This is a genomic window from Plesiomonas sp. ZOR0011, assembly GCF_000800945.1.
GTDB classification, from domain to species: Bacteria; Pseudomonadota; Gammaproteobacteria; order Enterobacterales; family CAMTGL01; genus Plesiomonas; species Plesiomonas shigelloides.
Window position 1 is genome coordinate 76487 of record NZ_JRKB01000019.1, and the last position, 22407, is coordinate 98893.

The 22407-nt window shown below is 55.3% G+C and carries 20 protein-coding genes; 10 read left to right on the top strand and 10 right to left on the bottom strand.

The window, feature by feature from the left end; translation table 11 throughout:
- Positions 1–9: 9 nt before the first annotated feature.
- The gene (gene gspC, locus L975_RS03215) at positions 10–984 is read right to left on the bottom strand and encodes a type II secretion system protein GspC (protein ID WP_156121083.1); all 975 of its coding nucleotides are present in this window, start codon (positions 982–984) and stop codon (positions 10–12) included.
- 351 nt (positions 985–1335) lie between these two features.
- Between gspC and hslR the strand changes: the two genes are divergently transcribed.
- From hslR to pckA, 3 genes are all read left to right on the top strand, one after another.
- On the top strand, positions 1336–1752 hold the full coding sequence (hslR, locus tag L975_RS03220; protein WP_010862799.1) for a ribosome-associated heat shock protein Hsp15: 417 nt from the start codon (positions 1336–1338) through the stop codon (positions 1750–1752).
- A gap of 29 nt (positions 1753–1781) precedes the next feature.
- Positions 1782–2663, top strand: coding sequence for an Hsp33 family molecular chaperone HslO (hslO, locus tag L975_RS03225; RefSeq protein ID WP_039045969.1), 882 nt, complete (start codon positions 1782–1784; stop codon positions 2661–2663).
- 148 nt (positions 2664–2811) lie between these two features.
- A complete protein-coding gene (gene pckA, locus L975_RS03230; RefSeq protein WP_010862801.1) occupies positions 2812–4440 on the top strand; it encodes a phosphoenolpyruvate carboxykinase (ATP) in 1629 nt (542 codons plus the stop codon).
- 537 nt (positions 4441–4977) lie between these two features.
- Here the strand turns inward: pckA and L975_RS03235 are convergent.
- Positions 4978–7344 carry a Tex family protein gene (locus L975_RS03235; RefSeq protein ID WP_047707140.1) on the bottom strand — a complete coding sequence of 789 codons (2367 nt, stop codon included), beginning with the start codon at positions 7342–7344 and terminating at the stop codon, positions 4978–4980.
- A gap of 154 nt (positions 7345–7498) precedes the next feature.
- Here L975_RS03235 and greB point away from each other — a divergent pair, with 154 nt between their 5' ends.
- From greB to envZ, 3 genes are all read left to right on the top strand, one after another.
- Positions 7499–7981 (top strand): transcription elongation factor GreB, encoded by a 483-nt coding sequence (greB, locus tag L975_RS03240; protein WP_010862804.1) that lies wholly within the window; start codon positions 7499–7501, stop codon positions 7979–7981.
- A gap of 160 nt (positions 7982–8141) precedes the next feature.
- A complete protein-coding gene (ompR, locus tag L975_RS03245; RefSeq protein WP_010862805.1) occupies positions 8142–8861 on the top strand; it encodes a two-component system response regulator OmpR in 720 nt (239 codons plus the stop codon).
- On the top strand, positions 8861–10231 hold the full coding sequence (gene envZ, locus L975_RS03250) for a two-component system sensor histidine kinase EnvZ (protein ID WP_010862806.1): 1371 nt from the start codon (positions 8861–8863) through the stop codon (positions 10229–10231). Before ompR ends, envZ begins: the two co-directional genes overlap by 1 nt.
- Before the next feature lie 123 nt (positions 10232–10354).
- Here envZ and L975_RS03255 read toward each other — a convergent pair whose 3' ends face one another.
- On the bottom strand, positions 10355–10789 hold the full coding sequence (locus L975_RS03255; protein WP_139800018.1) for a hypothetical protein: 435 nt from the start codon (positions 10787–10789) through the stop codon (positions 10355–10357).
- A gap of 29 nt (positions 10790–10818) precedes the next feature.
- On the bottom strand, positions 10819–11598 hold the full coding sequence (gene bioH, locus L975_RS03260; protein WP_047707141.1) for a pimeloyl-ACP methyl ester esterase BioH: 780 nt from the start codon (positions 11596–11598) through the stop codon (positions 10819–10821).
- 78 nt (positions 11599–11676) lie between these two features.
- Between bioH and L975_RS03265 the strand changes: the two genes are divergently transcribed.
- Complete coding sequence (locus L975_RS03265; RefSeq protein ID WP_072033010.1) at positions 11677–12414, top strand: hypothetical protein; 738 nt, start codon at positions 11677–11679, stop codon at positions 12412–12414.
- Between the two features lie 72 nt (positions 12415–12486).
- Positions 12487–13065, top strand: coding sequence for a Fe-S biogenesis protein NfuA (gene nfuA, locus L975_RS03270; protein ID WP_010862810.1), 579 nt, complete (start codon positions 12487–12489; stop codon positions 13063–13065).
- A gap of 69 nt (positions 13066–13134) precedes the next feature.
- Here the strand turns inward: nfuA and dinF are convergent, their stop codons facing one another.
- The 3 genes from dinF to L975_RS03285 all read right to left on the bottom strand — a co-directional run bounded on the left by dinF (position 13135) and on the right by L975_RS03285 (position 15746).
- Positions 13135–14466: an MATE family efflux transporter DinF gene (gene dinF / locus L975_RS03275; RefSeq protein WP_047707172.1), complete on the bottom strand. Its 1332-nt coding sequence runs from the start codon at positions 14464–14466 to the stop codon at positions 13135–13137.
- A 221-nt stretch (positions 14467–14687) separates the two neighbouring features.
- Complete coding sequence (gene lexA, locus L975_RS03280) at positions 14688–15314, bottom strand: transcriptional repressor LexA (RefSeq protein ID WP_010862812.1); 627 nt, start codon at positions 15312–15314, stop codon at positions 14688–14690.
- A gap of 72 nt (positions 15315–15386) precedes the next feature.
- Complete coding sequence (locus L975_RS03285) at positions 15387–15746, bottom strand: diacylglycerol kinase (RefSeq protein WP_010862813.1); 360 nt, start codon at positions 15744–15746, stop codon at positions 15387–15389.
- 209 nt (positions 15747–15955) lie between these two features.
- On the opposite strand from L975_RS03285, the gene plsB reads away from it, so the two are divergent.
- Complete coding sequence (gene plsB / locus L975_RS03290) at positions 15956–18397, top strand: glycerol-3-phosphate 1-O-acyltransferase PlsB (protein ID WP_039045964.1); 2442 nt, start codon at positions 15956–15958, stop codon at positions 18395–18397.
- A 180-nt stretch (positions 18398–18577) separates the two neighbouring features.
- On the opposite strand, the gene ubiA is transcribed toward plsB, so the two are convergent.
- Both ubiA and L975_RS03300 read right to left on the bottom strand, forming a co-directional pair.
- A complete protein-coding gene (ubiA, locus tag L975_RS03295; protein ID WP_010862815.1) occupies positions 18578–19438 on the bottom strand; it encodes a 4-hydroxybenzoate octaprenyltransferase in 861 nt (286 codons plus the stop codon).
- Positions 19432–20025 (bottom strand): chorismate lyase, encoded by a 594-nt coding sequence (locus tag L975_RS03300; protein ID WP_010862816.1) that lies wholly within the window; start codon positions 20023–20025, stop codon positions 19432–19434. Before L975_RS03300 ends, ubiA begins: the two co-directional genes overlap by 7 nt.
- Positions 20026–20141: 116 nt before the next feature.
- On the opposite strand from L975_RS03300, the gene L975_RS03305 reads away from it, so the two are divergent.
- Complete coding sequence (locus tag L975_RS03305; RefSeq protein WP_010862817.1) at positions 20142–20564, top strand: flagellar basal body-associated FliL family protein; 423 nt, start codon at positions 20142–20144, stop codon at positions 20562–20564.
- Positions 20565–20800: 236 nt separating this feature from the next.
- Here L975_RS03305 and glpD read toward each other — a convergent pair whose 3' ends face one another.
- The gene (glpD, locus tag L975_RS03310; protein WP_047707143.1) at positions 20801–22309 is read right to left on the bottom strand and encodes a glycerol-3-phosphate dehydrogenase; all 1509 of its coding nucleotides are present in this window, start codon (positions 22307–22309) and stop codon (positions 20801–20803) included.
- Positions 22310–22407 lie beyond the last annotated feature (98 nt).

The window sequence follows — 22407 nt, forward strand, 5'->3', positions numbered from 1 at the left end:
GCAGTGACACTACGGGCTAATCAGAATGTCGTAGCGGATTTGATCGCGAACCACCGTCAGGGTCAGGCTGGTCAAATCCGGTAATTCACGCAGCGCCTGCTGGGCCTGTTGATCGTCGGTCAGATCCAGTCCATTCAGGGCTACGGCAATGTCTTTATCTTTTAATCCGGTATGCTCAAACAGCAGTCGATTGACCCCCGGGGACACCCGGTAGCCGACCAGCACGTTATCCTTGCGTACCGGGCTGAGCCGGATATAGCTAAATATCTTTTGCGGCTCTCGGGCTATTTCGTCCCGTAGCGCTGCCAACTCACTGGTATCCGTCGCCGTGGGGGCGGCGGGCTTGCTCACTGCTACTCCGGCGCTCTTGGTTGACGCCGCTGGGCTGCTGGGCTCACCGGGCAAGACCAGTAGCTCCGTCACCCCGCCGTTATCCAGCCATACTTGCGTGGTCTCGACTTTCAGCAGACGCACGGCTGAACCAGCAATCGCCTCGCCCGGCATATAACTGGCCTGGCGACCTTGCGCTTCAATCACCGCCACACTGCGCGCCGGATCGCTGGCCGGTGCCACGCCGCGTAAAATAAAGCTCAGTTTTGTCACCGCCGCCGGGGCTGCAACCACTGGCGGCGCGACCGGTTTGTTCGCTAGCGCGCCGAACCACTGCTGCTGGAAAATGACGCCCAAATCAGCTTCCGTCAGCGCGGCTGCGGGCGCACTTTTGGTCGCCGAGGCGGCAAACGGGGCACTCTGGGGCGTCGCCGTCGGCAGTGGCTGGCCGATACGCCACAGCAACACCGCAGCATAGCCGAGCCCCCCAAGCCAACACAGACGACTCGCTAACGTGAGCTTATCGGCGCCAAACCCGCGGCGCATCCAATGCCCAGCGGTACTAGCCGCACGGGTTTGCGGCAACCCTAAGGGCTGCTTAGATAGTCGCCTGCGCGCTTGTAGCCTGCGAACCCAGGTTGTCAGCTGCTGCACCGCTGCGCTCCTTGCTGCTTGTGCGTGAATCGGGTACTGCGCACACCTTGTTGACGCACGCTCACGCACGCACGATCTTTGCCCGATTTACGTCATGGTGTGACGCGGTCTATCCTTAAAGTTTATCTTACTCACGTCATTAAACATGAGTAACTAAAAATTAACATCTGACGTTGTGGTTTTTACTGTGATCCGGCGCGAAATCCCCATCAATTTTCGCTGCGCGCTTGATCCTGACCAAAGCGCCTCCACATTAACTAACAGAGCGCCAGTCTAACCACACAGAATTGGGTTTACGCCGCAAGACGTGTGATAATTCCAACGTTGTTTTCAGCTGCTGCAGGATAACGCATGAGCGGAAAATCAGCCCCCTGTGAGGGCAATAAGTCGATCCGGCTCGACAAATGGCTGTGGGCCGCGCGGTTTTACAAAACCCGTGCGATGGCTCGCGAAATGATCGATGGCGGAAAAGTGCACTACAACGGTCAACGCAGTAAACCCAGCAAACTGGTGGAACTGGGTGCCACCCTCACCCTGCGTCAGGGACTGGATGAAAGGACGGTGGTGATACGGCAATTGAGCGAACAGCGCCGCGGCGCGCCTGACGCCCAATTGATGTATCAGGAAACGGCGGAAAGTGTGCAAAAGCGTGAGCAGCAAACGCTGGCTCGTAAGCTCAATGCCCTGACGATGCCGCATCCGGATCGCCGGCCGGATAAAAAAGAACGGCGCGATCTGATCCGATTCAAATACCGTGAGTCCGACTAATCCCGGCTCACTATCACTGAGAGAGCCTTATGCATAATCACGATCAACTGCATCGTTATCTGTTTGATAAAGTATCCGTCCGCGGTGAGCTGGTACGGGTGTCTGAAACCTACCGCCGGATGCTGGATAACCACACTTACCCGCAGCCGGTGCAAAAGCTGCTGGGCGAGATGCTGGTCGCGACCAGCCTGCTGACCGCGACGTTGAAGTTTGAAGGCACCATTACCGTGCAACTGCAAGGTGACGGTCCGCTAAAACTGGCGGTGATCAACGGTGATAACAACCAACAACTGCGTGGCGTAGCGCGTCTGCAAGGCGAGATCAGCGATGACATGAGCCTGCACCAGATGATTGGCCAAGGTCACTTGGTGATCACCATTACGCCAGAGCAAGGTGAGCGTTATCAGGGCATCGTGGCACTGGAGGGTGAAACGCTGGCCGAATGTCTGGAAGCGTACTTCGCCCAATCAGAACAGCTGCCAACCCGTCTGTTCCTGCTGACCGGTGAGTATCAGTCACAGCCAGTGGCTGGTGGTATGTTGTTGCAGGTATTGCCTGACGACAAAGGCCAAGCGGAAGAGTTCGAGCACTTAAGCCAACTGACGTCAACGGTCAAAGCCGAAGAGCTGTTTGGACTGGATGCCGAAGAAGTACTGTATCGTCTGTATCACCAAGAAGAAGTAACGGTTTATCCGGCACAAGACGTAGTTTTCAAGTGTACCTGTTCAGCTGAACGTTCTGCAGCAGCCATTTTGACTGTTGATCCTGCAGAAATTGAGCAGATCCTCGCAGAAAACGGCGAAATCGATATGCATTGTGACTACTGCGGCGCACATTATCGGTTTGATGCGATGGATATTCAGGCACTACGAAACGGATCACACATAAATTCATCTAATCAGCTACACTGATCACAAGGCGGGAACATTCCCGCCTTTTCTTTGGTTTTTCCCCAGAAATAATAACAAAAATTTGAAGAGGCTCGCTGTCTCGATTAAGCACAACACTAATATGGTTATTAGTTGATGAGGATTTATCCAATTACAAAGGAGCTGAAAGATGAGCGTATTAGAGGTAGAAAGCCCAATCGCCTTAGATCTGGCCGCTTACGGCATCAAGGATGTCAGTGAGATCGTCTACAACCCGTCCTACGAACTGCTATTCCAAGAAGAAACCCGTTCCGATCTGTCCGGCTATGAGCGTGGCGTCGTCACCGATATGGGGGCTGTTGCCGTTGATACCGGGATCTTTACCGGTCGCTCACCGAAAGATAAATTCATTGTCCGTGATGACACCACCCGCGACACCATCTGGTGGGCGGATCAGGGCAAAGGCAAAAACGACAACAAAGCGATTTCCCCGGAAGTGTGGCATGACCTGAAAGGTCTGGTCACCAAGCAGCTGTCCGGCAAGCGCCTGTTCGTGGTCGATGCCTTCTGCGGTGCCAACCCGGATACTCGTTTGAAAGTCCGCATCATCACCGAAGTAGCCTGGCAGGCGCACTTTGTGAAAAACATGTTCATTCGCCCCAGCGCGGAAGAGCTGCAAGATTTCACACCGGACTTCATCGTGATGAACGGTGCCAAGTGCACCAACCCACATTGGAAAGAGCAAGGCCTGAACTCAGAAAACTTCGTGGCGTTTAACCTGACCGAACGTATCCAGCTGATTGGCGGTACTTGGTACGGTGGCGAGATGAAGAAAGGCATGTTCTCGGTCATGAACTACCTGCTGCCGCTGCAAGGCATTGCTTCTATGCACTGCTCAGCCAACGTGGGTGAGAAAGGCGATGTTGCGGTCTTCTTCGGCCTGTCCGGTACCGGTAAAACCACACTGTCGACCGATCCGAAGCGTCGCCTGATTGGGGATGACGAGCACGGCTGGGACAACGATGGGGTATTCAACTTCGAAGGGGGTTGCTACGCTAAGACCATCAAGCTGTCGGAAGAAGCTGAGCCGGACATTTTCCACGCCATCAAGCGCGATGCGCTGCTGGAAAACGTCACCGTGCGTGCCGATGGCTCGATCGACTTTGATGATGGTTCGAAGACCGAAAACACCCGTGTTTCCTACCCGATTTACCACATCCAAAATATCGTGAAGCCGGTTTCCAAGGCCGGACACGCTAACAAGGTGATCTTCCTGACGGCGGATGCGTTCGGCGTGCTGCCACCGGTGTCTAAGCTGACCCCAGAGCAAACCAAGTACCACTTCCTGTCTGGCTTTACCGCCAAGCTGGCCGGTACTGAGCGGGGTATCACCGAGCCAACCCCAACCTTCTCTGCCTGCTTCGGCGCGGCCTTCCTGACACTGCACCCAACGCAGTATGCCGAAGTGCTGGTGAAGCGTATGGAAGCGGCGGGCGCGCAAGCCTATCTGGTCAACACCGGCTGGAACGGTACTGGTAAGCGGATCTCCATCAAAGATACCCGCGCCATTATCGATGCCATTTTGGATGGTTCAATTGAAGCGATGCCAACACAGCATCTGCCAATTTTCGATCTGGAGATGCCAACCGAGCTGCCAGGTGCCGACAGCAACATTCTCGACCCGCGTGATACCTACGCAGACGTGAATGAGTGGGAGCACAAGGCCAAAGATCTGGCACAGCGCTTTATCACCAACTTTGATAAGTACACCGATACCAAAGAAGGTGCTGCACTGGTGGCGGCCGGTCCTCAACTCTAATGTTCTGACTCCTCCTCACCAACGGGCCTACGGGCCCGTTTTTTTTCGCTGCAGCAACTTCATTCATTTTTAATGAACGTTAAGTTAACTTTATTCAAATATCATCAACGAAAGTTCTGGCTTATGCTCTTTAGCACTGAACGTTGAAGGTTAAAAGGAGTCAGCTTATGCAAGATTTTATTATCGGAATTATGCTGGCCGTGCCCTGGGCACTTCTGTTTATCGTCGCCTTCTGGTGCTTCGCTCGCATCGATAAACACGATATCCAAGACCGGTAAGCTTTCAGTAATACCATTCAGTTCTATTGGCTAGTTCATTTTGTATGTTGGACAACACCGCTCGGCTTGAGCGGTTTTTTTTTGCCGATCACCCATCCTCTCCGCTCGACCTTGCGGGTGAACGGCAACCACATACCGCGCGACACCGCGCACCAGCCGCCCTATAACGCACAACAGGGAGCCGCAGCTCCCTGTTGTTTTTTCTGGCCTTCACGCCAATTTTGGCGTCAGTCATAACACATGACAGTGCATGGCAAACTTAGCGTTTTTTCCCTAACGCGGCCGCCAACGCATCACTCATGGCACTATTACCGGCACTGTTCCCCGCGCCACCACGACCGTTATGCGCGCGATGGTTGCCCTGATTCACGCCGCGATTACCGCCACGGGCATTGCGCTCCGCTGGCTGGCCGTTACCGGCCGAAGCCGGAGCGCCGCGACGGTTGCTCTCACCGGGTTGCTCATCTAAACGCATGGTCAGGGCAATACGGCGACGCTCAAGGTCGACTTCCAACACTTTGACCTTCACGATATCGCCAGCTTTAACCACCGTATGCGGGTCTTCCACAAATTTGTTCGACAGCGATGAGATGTGCACTAAGCCATCTTGGTGCACCCCGATATCGACAAACGCACCGAAGTTGGTGACATTGGTGACGGTGCCTTCCAGTACCAAACCGGCCGACAGGTCTTCCAGCGTTTCAATGCCCTCGGCAAAGACGGCGGTTTTAAACTCCGGACGCGGATCGCGACCCGGCTTTTCCAGCTCACGCAGGATATCGGTCACCGTCGGTAGACCAAATTGCGCATCGGTAAACTGCGACGCTTGCACGCCGCGCAGCGTCTCGCCATTACCCATCAACTCACGGATGGTCAAGCCGGTAGCGGCTAAGATACGCTCCACCAGCGGGTAGGACTCAGGGTGCACCGTAGAGGCATCCAGTGGGTTTTCCCCGTCATTGATGCGCAAAAAGCCGGCGCACTGCTCAAAGGCTTTCGGCCCTAAGCGCGGGACATCCAACAGCTGAGCGCGGCGAGCAAAGCGGCCATGTTGGTCACGATACGCCACCACATTTTGCGCCAGCGTTTTGCTCAAACCAGCCACTCGGGTCAGCAGTGCCACTGAGGCGGTGTTCAAGTCCACGCCCACAGCGTTCACACAGTCTTCCACCACCGCATCCAAACGGCGCGCCAGCTGACTTTGCGAAACATCGTGCTGATATTGGCCAACACCAATGGCTTTCGGCTCGATTTTCACCAGCTCGGCCAATGGATCTTGCAGACGACGCGCAATCGACACCGCGCCGCGCAGTGACACATCCAGATCCGGAAACTCCAAAGCCGCCAGCTCGGAGGCGGAATACACCGACGCACCGGCTTCACTGACAGTGACTTTCTGCGCATGGATCGCAGGGTAACGCGCCAGCATCTCGGCGGTAAACCGATCGGTTTCCCGCGACGCCGTGCCATTACCGATAGCAATCAAGGCCACCTGATGTTTCAGGCACAGTGCCGCGACTACTTGCAGCGCTTTTTCCTGCTGACCGGTGTGCGGATACACGGTTGCGGTATCCACCAGCTTACCGGTGGCATCCACCACCGCCACTTTCACCCCGGTACGCAAACCCGGATCCAGACCCATCGTGGCTTTGGCACCGGCTGGCGCAGCCATTAACAAATCATTGAGGTTACGGGCGAACACGTTGATGGCTTCCGCTTCCGCCTGCTCACGCACGCTGGCCATCAACTCGGTCTCCATATGTAACAGAATTTTGATCCGCCACGCCCAGTTGATGACCCCTTGACGCCAGCTGTCGGCCGGCGCCATGCCTAAACGCACCTGATAGTGCTCTGCAATCAGGGTTTCACAATAGCTTTGACGAATGCCTTCGTCTTGCTGCGGATCAGCATTCAAGCTCAGTTGCAAAATGCCTTCGTTACGACCACGGAACATCGCCAGCGCACGGTGTGACGGCACCTTAGCAATCGGCTCATGGTGGGCAAAGTAATCACGAAACTTGGCGCCTTCCTCTTCTTTGCCGCTCACCACTTGCGCCACCAGATCGGCGTTCTGCCACAGATACGTGCGGATCTTGTGCAGCAAGGCAGCATCTTCAGCAAAGCGCTCCATCAGGATATAACGGGCACCATCGAGCGCCGCTTTGCTATCAGCAACGCCTTTTTCAGCATCGATATACGCCTGCGCCGCTTGCTCTGGATCTTGTTGTGGGTCTTGCCACAACAGATCGGCCAAAGGCTCCAGCCCCGCTTCGATAGCAATCTGGCCACGGGTACGGCGTTTAGGTTTGTACGGCAGGTACAGGTCTTCCAGCTCGGTTTTATTGTCGGCAGCCAAAATAGACTGCTCCAGCGCCTCACTGAGTTTGCCCTGCTCACGAATTGATTTCAGAATGCTCTGACGGCGATCATCCAGTTCACGCAGGTACAACAGGCGGGTTTCCAGATTACGCAGTTGGGTATCGTCCAGACCGCCGGTCACTTCCTTACGGTAACGGGCGATAAAAGGAACCGTATTCCCTTCATCCAGCAGCCGGATCGCTGCCGTCACCTGCTCCGGGCGGGCATTCAGCTCGCCGGCAATCACATGGCTCATCGGTGTATTCATAGGCAGACTCAGATTCATCCTATTATTTTGAGTGACAGCCGACTTTTATACGTTTGTGCGTGGCAAAATACCAGCTGTCCGTATGCAGAAACCGGCCCAGATCAGGGTTGCGCGCCTGTACAGTTCACGAATCCGGAATAAGACCACCATCGCAATGGCAAAAGCACACTATATTACCCGTGAGGGCTGGATGGCTCTCGATCAAGAACTCAAATACCTGTGGAAAGTCGAACGACCGCAAGTGACCCAAGCGGTTTCCGAAGCGGCGGCCATGGGCGACCGTTCGGAAAACGCCGAATACATCTATGGCAAAAAGCGGTTACGGGAAATTGACCGCCGGGTACGCTTTCTGAGTAAACGCCTCGATGAGCTGAAAATCGTCGATCCAAGTCCACAACAAGAGGGCAAAGTGTTCTTTGGCGCTTGGGTGCGACTGGAAAATGATGCCGGAGAAGAGAAGGTGTACCGCATTGTCGGCGCGGATGAGTTTAACCCAGCCAAAAACTGGATCTCGATTAACTCACCGGTGGCGCGCGCCTTAATCGGCAAAACGCTGGATGATGAAATTGAAGTGATGACCCCGTCCGGCGTGGCCAGTTATCTGGTGCTGGAAATCAGTTATCAGCCGCTGGTTTAACCTGCTTTCTCGACATAAGGAGTTAGATGGAATTTGTAACAATTTCCGGTACGGGAATTTGGCGAACTTGCATACAATAACGGAAGTGATTGTTTTATGACGACGCACACCCTGCTTTCCCGCATTCCCGTGTGATCAACTAGCCTTTTGGAGTATGACTATGCAAGAAAACCACAAGATCCTCGTGGTCGATGATGACATGCGCTTACGTGCCCTGCTGGAACGTTACCTGACTGAACAAGGTTTCGTGGTTCGCAGCGTGGCTAACGCTGAGCAAATGGATCGCTTACTGGTGCGGGAAAGTTTCCATCTGATGGTACTGGATCTGATGCTGCCAGGTGAAGATGGTCTGTCAATTTGCCGTCGTCTGCGTAGTCAGGATAACAATATCCCGATCATCATGCTGACCGCCAAAGGCGATGAAATTGACCGCATCGTGGGTCTGGAAGTGGGCGCGGATGACTATCTGCCAAAACCATTTAACCCGCGTGAGCTGCTGGCACGTCTGCGTGCTATTTTGCGCCGTCATACCACCGAGCTGCCAGGCGCGCCGTCACAAGAAGAAGCAGTGATCGAATTCGGGCCATTCCGCCTGAATCTGGGTACCCGTGAAATGTTCCGCGGCGACGAAGCGATGCTGCTGACCAGCGGCGAGTTCGCGGTATTGAAAGCGCTGGTGACTCACCCACGTGAACCGCTGTCCCGTGACAAGCTGATGAATCTGGCCCGTGGCCGTGAATACAGCGCCATGGAGCGTGCCATCGACGTACAAATCTCCCGCCTGCGTCGCATGCTGGAAGAAGATCCGGCTCGTCCTCGCTACATCCAGACCGTATGGGGCCTGGGTTATGTGTTCGTACCGGACGACCATAAAGCATAATGTTCAGACTGTTGCCGCGAAGCACCTTCGCTCGCACGCTGCTGATGATGGTGGTGTTGCTGCTTATTTGCATGCTCACCACCTACATGGCAGTGATGAACTTTGCCATTCGTCCCACCGTCTCGCAGTTTAACCGGATGGTGGCTTATGAAATCAAATTGGCTGCCAAAATCGATAAACAGGCCTCGCCGCATGTGCGACAGATCCTGCGTAACGAGCTGGCGGCCGATCTGGATATTCAGCTGTACACCGAACAAGAAGCGATGAAGATGGGACTGGCAAATGCCGGTCATTATCCGTTTTTAGATCGCGAGTTCAGCCGTCTGTTTAATAAGCAGGTGGATGTGCGGCTGGAAACCGGCTCCGAGTTCTTCGTACTCTGGCTGCATGACCCAACCGATGCCGACAGCGATCTGTGGTCGCGTATTCCGCTGATTGAGCTGCGCCAAGAAGCCTTTGCACCGCTGTTCCGTTACATCTTTGCCATTTTCCTGCTGATCTTGGCCGGTGCCTGGGTGTTCATTCGCCTGCAAAACCGTCCGTTAGTGGAGCTGGAAAAAGCCGCGCTGCGCGTGGGTCGGGGTGAATACCCGGATGAGCTGCCGGAGCAAGGGGCCTCGGAAGTGCGCTCGGTGATCCACTCATTCAACGTGATGAGCCGCGGGATTAAAGCGCTGGCGCAAGACCGTAACCTGATCCTGGCGGGGATTAGCCATGACTTGCGTACCCCGCTGACTCGGATTCGTCTGGCGACCGAGATGATGAGTCCGGAGGATGATTATCTGTCGGAGTCCATCAATAAAGATATTGATGAGTCGAACGAAATCATCGGCCAGTTTATCGACTTTTTGCGCGCGCAAAATGGTGATATGCCGACCGAGCCGTTTGATCTGAACCATTTGGTCAGCGAAGTGGCCACCGCCGAAAGCACCGAAGATCACATGATTAATGTCGATCTGTCGCACGAGGTGTTGCTGTGCAACATCCATCCGCTTTCGATTAAGCGCGCGATTGCCAATATCGTGACCAACGCCATCCGCTATGGTAACGGCATGATCAGCATGAGCAGTGGTGTGGATGACAAAGGGTGGGTCTGGGTTCAGGTGGAAGATAACGGCCCGGGGATTGCCGAAGCCGATCAGGAAAAACTGTTCCAGCCTTTCGTGCGCGGCGACGAAGCGCGCGGTAGCAGCGAAGGCTCCGGACTGGGTTTATCCATCCTAAAACGGATCATCGATGCCCACCACGGCAGCATTACGCTCGGTCGCAGTGCTACGTTGGGTGGCTTGTCGATGCGTATTTCTCTGCCCCGCGTGCATGAGCAAGATGCGATGACCAAATCGGTGCAATCCGCCAAGAAAACCAGTTAAACCGGCTAACTGCAGTAAGCCGATCGCTGGCACAACACGCTCTCTCGCCTCCCTCCCTGATTGTTAGGTTGGGAGGTTTTTTTTGCTGTTTATCGCTGTAGATGCGCCAAGATAGGGAGTGAATTAGGTTTTGGTACGAAAGGTGGCTTTCGGGCGCGGATGCACCGAATACCAGTAACGGCACACAATCACTTTGCCGTGCAGCGCCATTTGACGATTCACCGCGGTCAGGGCGTTGGGAAACGGTGGATAGAACAACGGACACTCCTCTTTGGTCTCCCACTGCCCTTCAATCAACGCTTCGCCTTCCGACTCCAGCAATACTGGCTCGGGCTCTGTGGCATGCTCTTCCCCGTCGTGGCCATCGGGATCATAGGGCAGTAACTCGCCCTGTTCATCATGCTGGTCAATACCACGCTGATGCGGTGCCGCTTCGGTGGGTGCCGTCTGCGGGATACGCTCACGGACCTGATTGTCATGCCCTGCCTGTTCAGTCGGCGGGTTCACCGAGGTGGGCAGAACCGAAACGGCCTGATGGGTCGGGCTGACATTCATCACCTGCGTATGCTTCCGTGGTTATAAAACAGTTATCCGAGCTGGCTGGACGAGCAAAACGCCTCGATCAGAGCAGCACAGTCGCGCGGCTGCGCAATAAAAGGTGCGTGAGCCGATTCAGTCAGGATCTGCGCCTGAGACTGCGGCCAATAGCGACTGACACTGTCCACCACCTGCTGTGGAACCAATGCGTCAAGCCGCCCATAAATGCGCAGCGCCGGCATACTCAAGCCAGCCAGTAGCGGCCTATGATCTGTGTCGGCCAGCAGATCCAGACCTTTAGCCAGAACCTCGGTTGACGGTGCAGGAAGTGCCAATACCGCCTCTTTTAACCAACGGGTGTCTTGGCGTGCACTGCGCGTACCGAGCGTTTGCAGCGCCATAAAACCACTCACCGTCTTGGCGTAATCGGTGGCCAGTTGCTGGCGAAAATCAGCCAGTACCGCCGGTTTGATACCACGCCACCCTTGCTCAGCCACAAAACGGGGGGATGACGCTAAAGTGATTAAACCGCTAACCCGATGCGGTGCTTGCAGCGCCACTTGCGTGGCCACCAAGCCGCCGAGTGACCAACCGAGCCAAATCGCCTGTTCTGGGGCATGCGCCAGCAAAGTCTCAGCCATCTGCGCCAGACTCAAGGCTAGGAAATCCTGACTACGGCCATAGCCGGGCAAGTCCACCAAATGCAGGCGAAATTGCGAACCTAATTCCGCCACCAGCGGCTGCCAAACAGCGCTATTCAGTCCCCAACCGTGCAACAGCACAAGATCGCGCGCTCCCGTACCTTGTGTCTGCCAGAATAGTCCTTGCATGCTCTACACTCGTTCGATGATGAGATAATCTGCGCCCATGCGATGAATGCTATGGACGCACCTGACCGGAGCGCGGTGATGCGCCAGCCTGTGTTTACCTGGCCAACCTTGCGCTGGCCGCGCTTGAGCTTGCCGCTGCAGCTCAATGCACCCTGTTTGTTATGCCAACAGCCGCTGTTTCGTGCCGCGGATGCGATTTGTTATCACTGTCACCACGATCTGCCCAGCACGCGCTGGCCTTGTCCACAATGTGGTTTGCAGCGCAGCGCCGCCAATGGGCCCTGTTACCGTTGTCAAAACGCAACCCCACCGTGGCATTCGCTCGTGGCCGTCAGCGATTATTGTGCCCCGCTCGATAAGCTACTGCACCGCTTTAAATACCGCGGCCAATTCTGGCTGGCAACCCCACTGGCGCGATTATTGTTGTTGGCCTTACTGGCCGAGCGCCGCACACGCCCCAGTCCATGGCCCGATTTGCTACTGCCAGTACCGCTGCATCGCCAGCGTCAATGGCGGCGAGGTTTCAACCAAACAGCACTTCTGGCCCAGCCGCTGTCACACTGGCTGCAAATCCCGCTCGATTCAGACGTACTGATACGCTATAAGGAAAGTCAGGCCCAGCATACGTTGGGACACACCGAGCGCCAGACCAATGCCCAGCACAGTTATGCCGTGACGCGTCCTCTAACCGGACTGCGGGTAGCCTTGCTGGATGATGTGGTGACCACCGGTGCGACCATTCAGGTACTGAGCCAAATGCTGCTGGCACAGGGCGCGGCCGAGGTGCAAATTTGGTGTCTGTGTCGGACACAGTAAGCCTCTACTCAGTGCCGATGAAAAGGTGTATGATGATTAACCAAGTAAATGAGTCAACTATTGGGACCCGCCATGATCCGCATTACTGATGCTGCACAAGCGCATTTCAGCAAGTTGCTAGCGCAACAAGCTGAAGGCACGAATATCCGTGTTTTTGTTGTTAATCCGGGCACGCCGAATGCAGAGTGCGGCGTTTCCTACTGTCCGGCAGATGCCGTGGAGATCAATGATACCGAGCTGAAGTTTGACGGTTTTTCCGCTTACGTCGATATCATGAGCGCCCCGTATCTGGAAGACGCCGAAATTGACTTCACCACTGACCAATTAGGCTCGCAGCTGACCTTGAAGGCACCGAATGCCAAGATGCGCAAAGTGGCCGACGATGCGCCACTGGCTGAGCGAGTCGAATATGTGCTGCAGTCGCAAGTCAACCCGCAGCTGGCGGCGCACGGTGGCCGAGTGTCACTGGTGGAAATTACTGCTGACGGCTTTGCTATTGTCCAGTTTGGTGGCGGTTGCAATGGCTGCTCGATGATTGATGTCACCTTGAAAGAAGGCATCGAAAAAGAGCTGCTAGCCCAGTTTAACGGCGAGCTCAAAGGCGTGAAAGACATCACCGAGCACCAGCGCGGCGATCACTCGTTCTACTGATCCCGTTAAGCCTATCGAGTGCGCCAACAGGGCGCACTCGTCTTATCTAGCTATTATCTGGCCGTTTTATCAGGCCGACATGCCTAACGCTGGCAGTAACACCCGCCGACGGTAGTACTCCAAACTCACGCCACGCAATAGCAAAAACACCAACAGCGCCAGCCACAAACCGTGATTGCCCCACAGCGGCAACGCCAGCCAAACTGTCAGTAGATAACCACTTCCGGCAATTAGCATGCTGTTACGCATCTCGCGTCCACGCGTCGCGCCGATAAAAAGGCCATCCAGCAGATAGCAACCCATGCCCACTAGCGGTAACAGCCACAGCCAAGGTAAAAACACCCGCGCTTGCGCGCGCAGTGCCGGCAAGCTGGTCAGCATATCGATCAACCACGTGCCACACAGCAGGTAAGCGCTGCTAAACAGCAAAGCGACCGCCAACGCCTGCCGACAGGCGGCGCGCCACATCAGTTGCAGCTCGCGGGTATTGCGCGCCCCAATGGCGTGTCCAGCTAAGGCTTCCACTGCATAGGCAAAACCGTCCAGCGCAAACGCAGTGAAAGTCAGGAAGTTCAACAGCAGTGCATTGACTGCCACCACCTCGGCGCCCAAACGGGTGCCCAGCACCGTAAACGCAGCAAAGCACAGTTGCAGCACCAACGAGCGCAAAAAGATATCGCGGTTTAAGCCCAGTAAGCGGCGAAGTCCTGCTGACCAACACTGCCAACCGGCACGCAAACTCACGCCGCCTCGGCGCAAGTAATAGTGCACTAACCCTAATCCCAGCAGCAAAGTCAGGTACTCGGCGCACACACTCGCCCAGGCCGCGCCGCGCACTTGCCAACCGGCATACCACACCAGATAGATATCCAGCACAATGTTGAGCAGATTGCCCCACACCAACAGCAAGACCGGTGCTTTCATGTGCTGCATGCCGAGCAACCAGCCCAGCAGCACCAAATTGGCTAAGGTCGCTGGCGCCGCCCAAAAGCGGATCGCAAGATAACTGTGCGCCTGCTGCGCCAACTCACCTTGCGCGCCGCTTAGCTGCAAACCCCACGCGGTGAGCGGAGTACGCAATAGCCATAAACCGAGACCAATCAGTAACCCCAACAGCAACGGTTGCAGCAACGCACGCGCGATCGCCGTTTGGTTATCGGCCCCATAGGCCTGCGCGGTCATGCCGGTGGTGCTCATACGTAGAAAATTGAACATCATGGTGATAAAGGTGATCACCATGCTGCCAACCGCCACCGCCGACAGATATACCGCATTATCCAGATGCCCCATAACGGCGGTATCCACCAACCCCAGTAAAGGTACGGTGATATTAGACAAGATCATCGGCAGCGCTAATTGCCATAAGCGCCGATCGACCGCAGAAAACCAAGAAAACGTCACCACTGGTACCTATTAACCATCCATACATCATCAATCAAGGCGCGACTCGGGATGCCGCAAAATTTTATGCACCAACTTTAATCCCCACAGGCAGAGCCATTACGCCCAACCCCAAAAACGCAGTATCCAAGTTCTTGGACGCATAAAAAAACCCGCCGTAGCGGGTTTTTAGCATATCACTGTTATGCACGCGATTATCGCTTCGCCTGTAAGTGGCGCTATCACATCCAATCGCTATTGCGGATCACGCCCACCGCCAGACCTTCAATGGTCAATGACTGGGTGCGCAAGTCCACGACAATCGGAGCGAACTCTTCATTCTCGGCATGCAGCAGCACTTCATTGCCACGTCGCTCTAAGCGCTTCACGGTGACATCATCTTCCACCCGCGCGACCACGACTTGACCATTACGCACATCTTGCGTTTTATGCACGGCCAGCAAATCGCCATCGAGGATGCCGATATTTTTCATCGACATGCCATTAACGCGCAGCAGGAAATCAGCACTGGGCTTGAACATGGCCGGATCGACCTGATAATGGCCTTCCACATGTTGCTGCGCCAAAATCGGCTCACCGGCAGCCACACGGCCAATCAGTGGCAAGCCATCATTGGCGGCCTCTTCTTCTGCCAGTTCCGCTAACAGACGGATCCCGCGCGATGCGCCCGCCACTATTTCAATGGCACCCTTACGCGCCAGCGCTTTCAGGTGTTCTTCTGCCGCGTTCGGCGAGCGAAAACCCAGATCACGGGCAATTTCAGCCCGAGTCGGCGGCATGCCCGTTTGCTCGATATGATCACGGATCAGATCGTAAACCTGTTGCTGTCGTTCGGTCAGTGGCTTCATCGTCTTATCCTGTCTGTTTATACAGTCATACTGGCAGTATATACAGGACTCGGGCGGTTGAAAACCCCGCAATCACCAAGGCCAAAGAATAATTCCCCACACCAGCGGTACCAGCACTAACGCCACGAAAACCGCCGCCGAACCCATATCTTTAGCGCGCCCGGCCAGCTCATGGTATTCATCACCAATCCGATCCACCACCGCTTCCACCGCGCTATTGAGCAACTCGGCGATCAGCACCAACGCCACCACCATGATCATCAACACCCGCTCGATGGCGGTTACCGGCAGAAAGAAGGTCACCGGAATGAGGATCAGCGCCAAAAACACCTCTTGCCGAAACGCCGCCTCGTACTGAAACGCCTGCCGAAATCCCTGCCAAGAATAAATGGCGGCCTTATACACGCGTTTGAAGCCAGTATTTTTCTGCATCTTGGTTTTCATCCTATGCTTGTACAAGCTACGTTGACCACCATCCGGTGGGGCATATTGTTATCGGGAATAATCCTAGCGAAAAGCGCCGATCACGTGGCTATCCTGTCGCCAATTGCGCCGCCAGAGACGGACATCACGCGTGCAAACAGATCTTACCAGTGATTTCTGGTATCCTTGCTCGGTTGTATTGACGTTGAGGCCCCACCATGTCCGGTTGGAAGCGTATTTATCACAAATTTCTCGATCTGCCGCTGTCATTGCTGGTTAAAAGCAAGCTGATCCCGGCCGATCCGATCCAAGAGCTGCACATCGATCCGGCACGGCCGATCCTGTATGTGCTGCCGTACAAATCTGATACTGATTTACTGACCCTGCGCCGCTACTGTCTGGCTCAGCATCTGCCTGATCCTTTGGCACCGCAAACCTTAAACGGCAAGACGCTGCCAAGCTACGTGTTTATCGACGAACGGCCACGGGTGTTCAAAAGCCGCGCGCCAAAGCAAGAGTCGATCACCTTATTCCACGACTACCTGAACCTGCACCGCCAAGATCCTGAACTGGATGTGCAGATGGTGCCGGTTACCGTGTTGTGGGGCCGTGCGCCAGGCCATGAAGGCCGTATGGAATTACCGCAACTGCGCCTGCTCAACGGGATTCAAAAACTGTTCGCCGTGCTGTGGCTCGGTCGCGACAGCTTCGTGCGTTTTTCTAACTGCGTTTCGCTACGCTACATGGCCGACCAACACGGTACTGACCAAACCATCGCCCAGAAACTGGCGCGGGTGGCGCGGATCCACTTCTCGCGTCAGCGCTTAGCGGCCGCAGGCCCACGTTTACCGGATCGCAAAGCGCTGTTTAATCAACTGCTGCACTCCAAGGCCATCGAAAAAGCGGTGGCTGACGAAGTCAGCAATAGCAATATCTCGCCAGAGAAAGCTAAGCAAAAAGCCATCGGCATGATGGAAGAGATCGCCGCCAACTTCTCGTATGAGCTGGTGCGTATTGGCGATCGTTTCCTCGGCTGGCTGTGGAACCGCCTGTATCAGGGCATCAATGTTGAACATGCCGAGCGAGTCCGTAAGCTGGCGCAAGACGGACACGAAATAGTGTACGTACCGTGCCACCGCAGCCACATGGACTACCTGCTGCTCTCGTACGTGCTTTATCACCAAGGTTTGGTTCCACCGCACATTGCCGCTGGGATCAACTTGAACTTCTTCCCTGCTGGACCAATTTTCCGCCGTGGCGGTGCCTTTTTCATTCGCCGCAGTTTCAAAGGCAACAGACTGTATTCTACGGTATTTCGTGAATATATGGCGGAGCTTTTTGCGCGCGGTTATTCGGTGGAATACTTTATTGAAGGTGGCCGTTCGCGCACCGGTCGTCTGCTGGAGCCGAAGACCGGCACCTTGAGTATGACCCTGCAAGCCATGCTACGCGGTTTGCAGCGCCCCATCTCGATCGTACCGGTGTATATCGGTTACGAGCACGTGATGGAAGTCGGCACCTATGCCAACGAACTGCGCGGGGCGGCCAAGGAAAAAGAGAACCTGCTGCAGGTAATTCGCACCCTGCGCAAACTGCGCAATTTGGGTCAAGGTTATGTGAACTTCGGTGAGCCAATCCCGTTGGTGCCGTACCTGAACCAGAACGTGCCGCAGTGGCGCGATGCAATCGATCCGATTGAACCACAACGGCCTCAATGGCTGGCCCCAACGGTGAATGATATCGCCCACCAGATCATGGTGCATATCAACAACGCTGCCGCCGCCAATGCCCTGAACCTGACCGCCACCGCGCTGCTGGCGTCGCGTCAGCGTGCATTGACGCGGGCGCAGCTGTTAGAGCAGCTGGAGTGCTACCAGCAACTGCTGAAAAACGTGCCGTACTCCAGCGAATGTACCGTACCGAACCAAACGCCAGAAGAGATGCTGGCACATGTGATGACGCTGGATAAGCTGCAAGTTGAGCACGACAGCTTAGGCGACATCATGCTGCTGGATCGCAAACAAGCGGTGCTGATGACCTATTATCGCAACAACATCCAGCACATGCTGATGTTGCCAGCCTTGGTCGCCAGTGTGGTGATTTGCCAGCAGCGCGTGACGCGTGAGCGCATTCACAACACTGTCAGCGGCTTGTATCCGCTGATCCAAGCGGAGCTGTTCATGCGCTATGACGCCGCCGAGCTACCAGCACTGACCGAGCAGATCATTGCCGAGCTGCTGCGCCAGCAACTGATTTGTGCCGATGGCGATGAATTGCTGCTTAACAACGCGCGCATCCGTCCACTGCAACTGCTGGCTGCAGGAGTGCGTGAAGCACTGCAACGCTACGCCATCACGCTGGCACTGCTAAACACTGACCACAACATCAGTCGCGAAGCGCTGGAAAGCGAAAGCCAGCTGATTGCACAGCGTCTGTCAGTACTGCACGGCATCAATGCGCCGGAGTTCTTTGACAAGGCGGTGTTTGCGGCGCTGGTCAACACGCTGCAAACCTTGGGCTGCATCGATAACGAGCAGCAGGTGGTGACCGATAAAGTCGCCGCATTGCATGCGCTGCTCAGTCCACAGTTATCGCCAGAAGTGCGCCTGACAATCGACAGCGCCGTCAGTGTGCGTCTGAGTACGCCAGCAGCGGAATAAGCGCGCAGGGTGTTGTGGCCTAGTATGGAGTGACCTAGTGGCCTAACGAGGCCATGACTCGGCCATCTCGCCGCCACAAAAAAGGACGTCCCAAGGGACGTCCTTTTTTATATCGCTCACCGAGCACTTGCTCTGTTTTTTTAGCTCAAGGCACTCGGCGAAAAAGCAAAGATGACCGACTCAATGCAGCAGATAACTTGAGGCGATGCCGCAAAACAGCACCATCCCCACATAGTTATTATTCAAAAAGGCCTGAAAACAGGCATCGCGCTCGCGCTCTTTAAGCAACTGCTGCTGATAAACAAACAGCGCCGCACAGGCCAACAGTGACCAGTAATACAAGCTGCCCAGCTGACTTAAAACGCCAACCAAGACCAGCAATAACAAGGTCGCCAGCTGCAACAAGCCGATAATCAACTTATCAAAACGGCCAAACAAGATAGCGGTGGATTTGATACCAATGCGCAAATCATCATCCCGATCGACCATCGCATATTGGGTGTCGTACGCCACAGTCCAGCAGATGTTCGCCAGCAGCAGCAACCAGCAACTCAAGGGCAGCAGATTCATCTGCGCGGCAAACGCCATCGGAATTGACCAGCCAAATGCTACCCCCAGCACCAGTTGTGGCAGGTGGGTAAACCGCTTCATAAACGGATAGACCGCCGCCAATGCCAGCGCCACCAACGAGAGCACGATGGTCAGGCTGTTCAGAGTTAAGACCAAAACAAACGCCAGAGCGACCAGCGCCACAAACAGCCAGCGCGCTTCAGACGGACGCACATCGCCACTCGGTAACGGACGGTTCGCGGTGCGTTTCACATGACCATCAAAGTGGCGATCGGCATAATCATTGATGACACAACCGGCGGCACGCATCACCACCACGCCCAGCACAAACACCAGCAAGACTGGCCAGTTCGGCTGTCCTTGCGCGGCCAGCCATAAGGCCCACAAGGTCGGCCACAGCAGCAATAAGGTGCCGATCGGCCGGTCCATTCGCATCAGACGCCAGTAAGCGCTCAGTTTCTCCCTCAGCATGAGCTTCTCTCCCTTTGATAAACCGGTGCCGACGGTAAGAAAACCTCCGTCACCGATAAATACTGCGGCCCGTGGCACAACGAGGAACGGCGCGCCAACAACGGCGAGCGCGCAGATAACGATAACGCTTGAGCCACCGCCAAAGGCAAGCAGACCCAACTGTGCTGTAATTCCCGGCGCTCAATCCCTGGCGCCCGAAACAGCAACTCGCCAATCGGTGTTTCACCGATCGCCCGCAAATCAATTCCCTGATGCTCAAGCATCGATAATGGGATCAAGGTGCGCGCATAAATCCACGGCTCGCCATCGCCACACAAAATCACTTCCCGCAACCAGAGCGAGCACTCGCCGGGCGGTAAAGGAATCTGCTCGGCGGCCGCTAACTGATCCAGAGTGACGATGCCCTGAAAGCCGATTTTAACCTGCAATTGTTGGCAATGACGGCGTAAATGCTGCGTCATCGATCCGTTATGCAGCACCCAATCCGCCTGCTGCGGTGTGAGGGCCTGCGGATCGGCAGACTGCCATGTTGCCTCTAGCGCATTACCCCGCGCCCAAGGGGAAAAGGTGGTGGCCAGCAAACTCATGATTATCGTCGTGCGTGATTAAGCGGCCTGCCACAAAGACGGCCGTTTTATTTTTCATTATTCTATCAGCTAACGGTACGATTTCCGTTAACAGATGTACACAGATAGGTTACGCCATGTTCAAATCCGCTCAGATTATCCGCGCGTTATGCTTTGCTTTGTTGCTCGGTCCGGCTCTGGTACAAGCCGCTGAAGAGTCGGCGGTGGCGCAGGCCTCTCCCTATCAATATCTGCCGCTCGGCGATGATATTGTGACCAACTACCAGACCAACGGTAGCCAACTGGGCTTTTTACGGGTCAGCGTCAGTCTGATGGTGGCCAATCAAGCGGCCAAAGACAAGGTAGCACTGCACGAGCCGCAAATCCGTGATGCGCTGATCTGGATTTTGAGTGCACAGGATGAAAATCAGGTTAAATCGCTGAATCTGCGGGAAGCGACACGCAAAGCCTGTCTGGAGAAGGTCAATGCGTTGCTGCAAAAAGAGCTGGGCGAAAAGCCGGTACTCGATGTGCTGTTTACCACCTATATCTATCAGTAAGACGTGCTGCGTACCGGTTAGCACTAATAAGATCCGCACTCAGTAAAGCGCTGACATAAAAACGGGCGATTGCGCACAACGCCATCGCCCGTTGGTATACCCTGTTTGCGCAGTCTTATCGCATGGCACAGGCGGTCTTTTGGACTTCGCCAACGCCTAAGAACAGATAAGAAGCTATGCTTAGAAACTTATGTTTAGAAGCTTATGCTTAGAAGCTTATGCTTAGGCGCTTATGCTCAGGCCACCGCAGACAGTTTGCCCTGCTTATCCAGCCACTCGGCCAGATGCGCTTGCTCTTCACCGGTCAGGAACATGCCCAGCTTGGTACGGCGCCACAACATATCTTCCGCCGTCTGCGCCCACTCTTGCGTTTGCAGGTAACGGATCTCAGCCTGATACAGATCATGGCCAAAATGCTGCCCCAACTCTTCCAGTGACTCCGCGCCGCGCAAAATCTGGCGGCTACGCGCCCCATAGGTGCAAGCATAGCGATACGCCATGTCAGCCGGTAACCACGGATAATCGCGACACAAGGCTTCGCTATACTGGCGGCGATCCATGCCCATCTCACCGCCTGGCAACACGCTCTGCGCCGTCCAATCTGGCCCCATCTCTGGGAAGTACGGCTGTAACCGGTGCATCGCCGCTTGTGCCAGCTTGCGATAAGTGGTCAGCTTGCCGCCAAACACAGACAGCAACGGCGCTTTGCCCGACCAATCGGCCAATTCCAGCGTGTAATCTCGGGTCACCGCTTGCGGAGAGTCGGATTCATCATCACACAACGGACGTACACCGGCATAATGCCAGCGCACATCTTCACGGCGCAGTGGCGCGCTGAAATGGCGATTATAGACCCCGAGCAGATAGTCGATTTCGCTTTCATCAATCTGCACGGCGCGTGGATCGCCGTGGTATTCCACATCGGTGGTACCGATGATCGAGAATTTATCCAGCCACGGGATCACAAACACAATCCGGTGGTCTTCGTTTTGCAGGATATAAGCCTGTGGGCCGCTATTCACCCGTGGCACCACGATGTGGCTGCCTTTAATCAACCGAATATTGCGCGGGGAAGCCGCCTGCAAGCTATCATCAAAGAACTGTTTTACCCACGGGCCGGTAGCATTCACCAGCGCACGCGCCCACCACACGCGGCGCTCACCACTGGCGTGCGGACCGCGTTGCTCGGTCTCCACCCGCCACAAGCCATTCTCACGCTTCGCGCTCACAACCGCGGTGCGGGTCAGCACCTGACCGCCTTTTTCCACCACCTGACGGGCATTAGCCACCACCAGACGCGCATCATCCACCCAGCAGTCGGAATATTCAAAACCGCGCCGTAAATCGGGCTGCAAACCATCTTGCGGCGCAAAACGAATACCGCAGCTACCCGGCAGCGTGGTGCGCTTGCCCAGATGGTCATATAAAAACAGGCCCGCGCGGATCATCCACGCCGGACGCAAATGAGGCTGGTGCGGCAGACGAAAACGCATCGGAAATGCCAGATGCGGGGCCATTTTCAGCAGCACTTCGCGCTCGGCCAGCGCTTCGCCCACCAAACGAAACTCGTAGTGCTCCAGATAGCGCAGGCCGCCATGGATCAACTTAGAGCTGGCTGACGACGTGGCACCGGCCAGATCTGCCGCCTCGCATAACACCACCGATAAGCCGCGTCCTGCTGCATCCGCCGCAATACCGGCGCCATTAATCCCACCGCCGACTACCATCAGATCGTTGATTTCCATTGCACTCATACCACAGCCTCAAATGTTCGTTATCACGCAAAATGAGTGTATGCGAAAATATCGCACGCAGCAATACGATAACAAAAACAAAACAACCG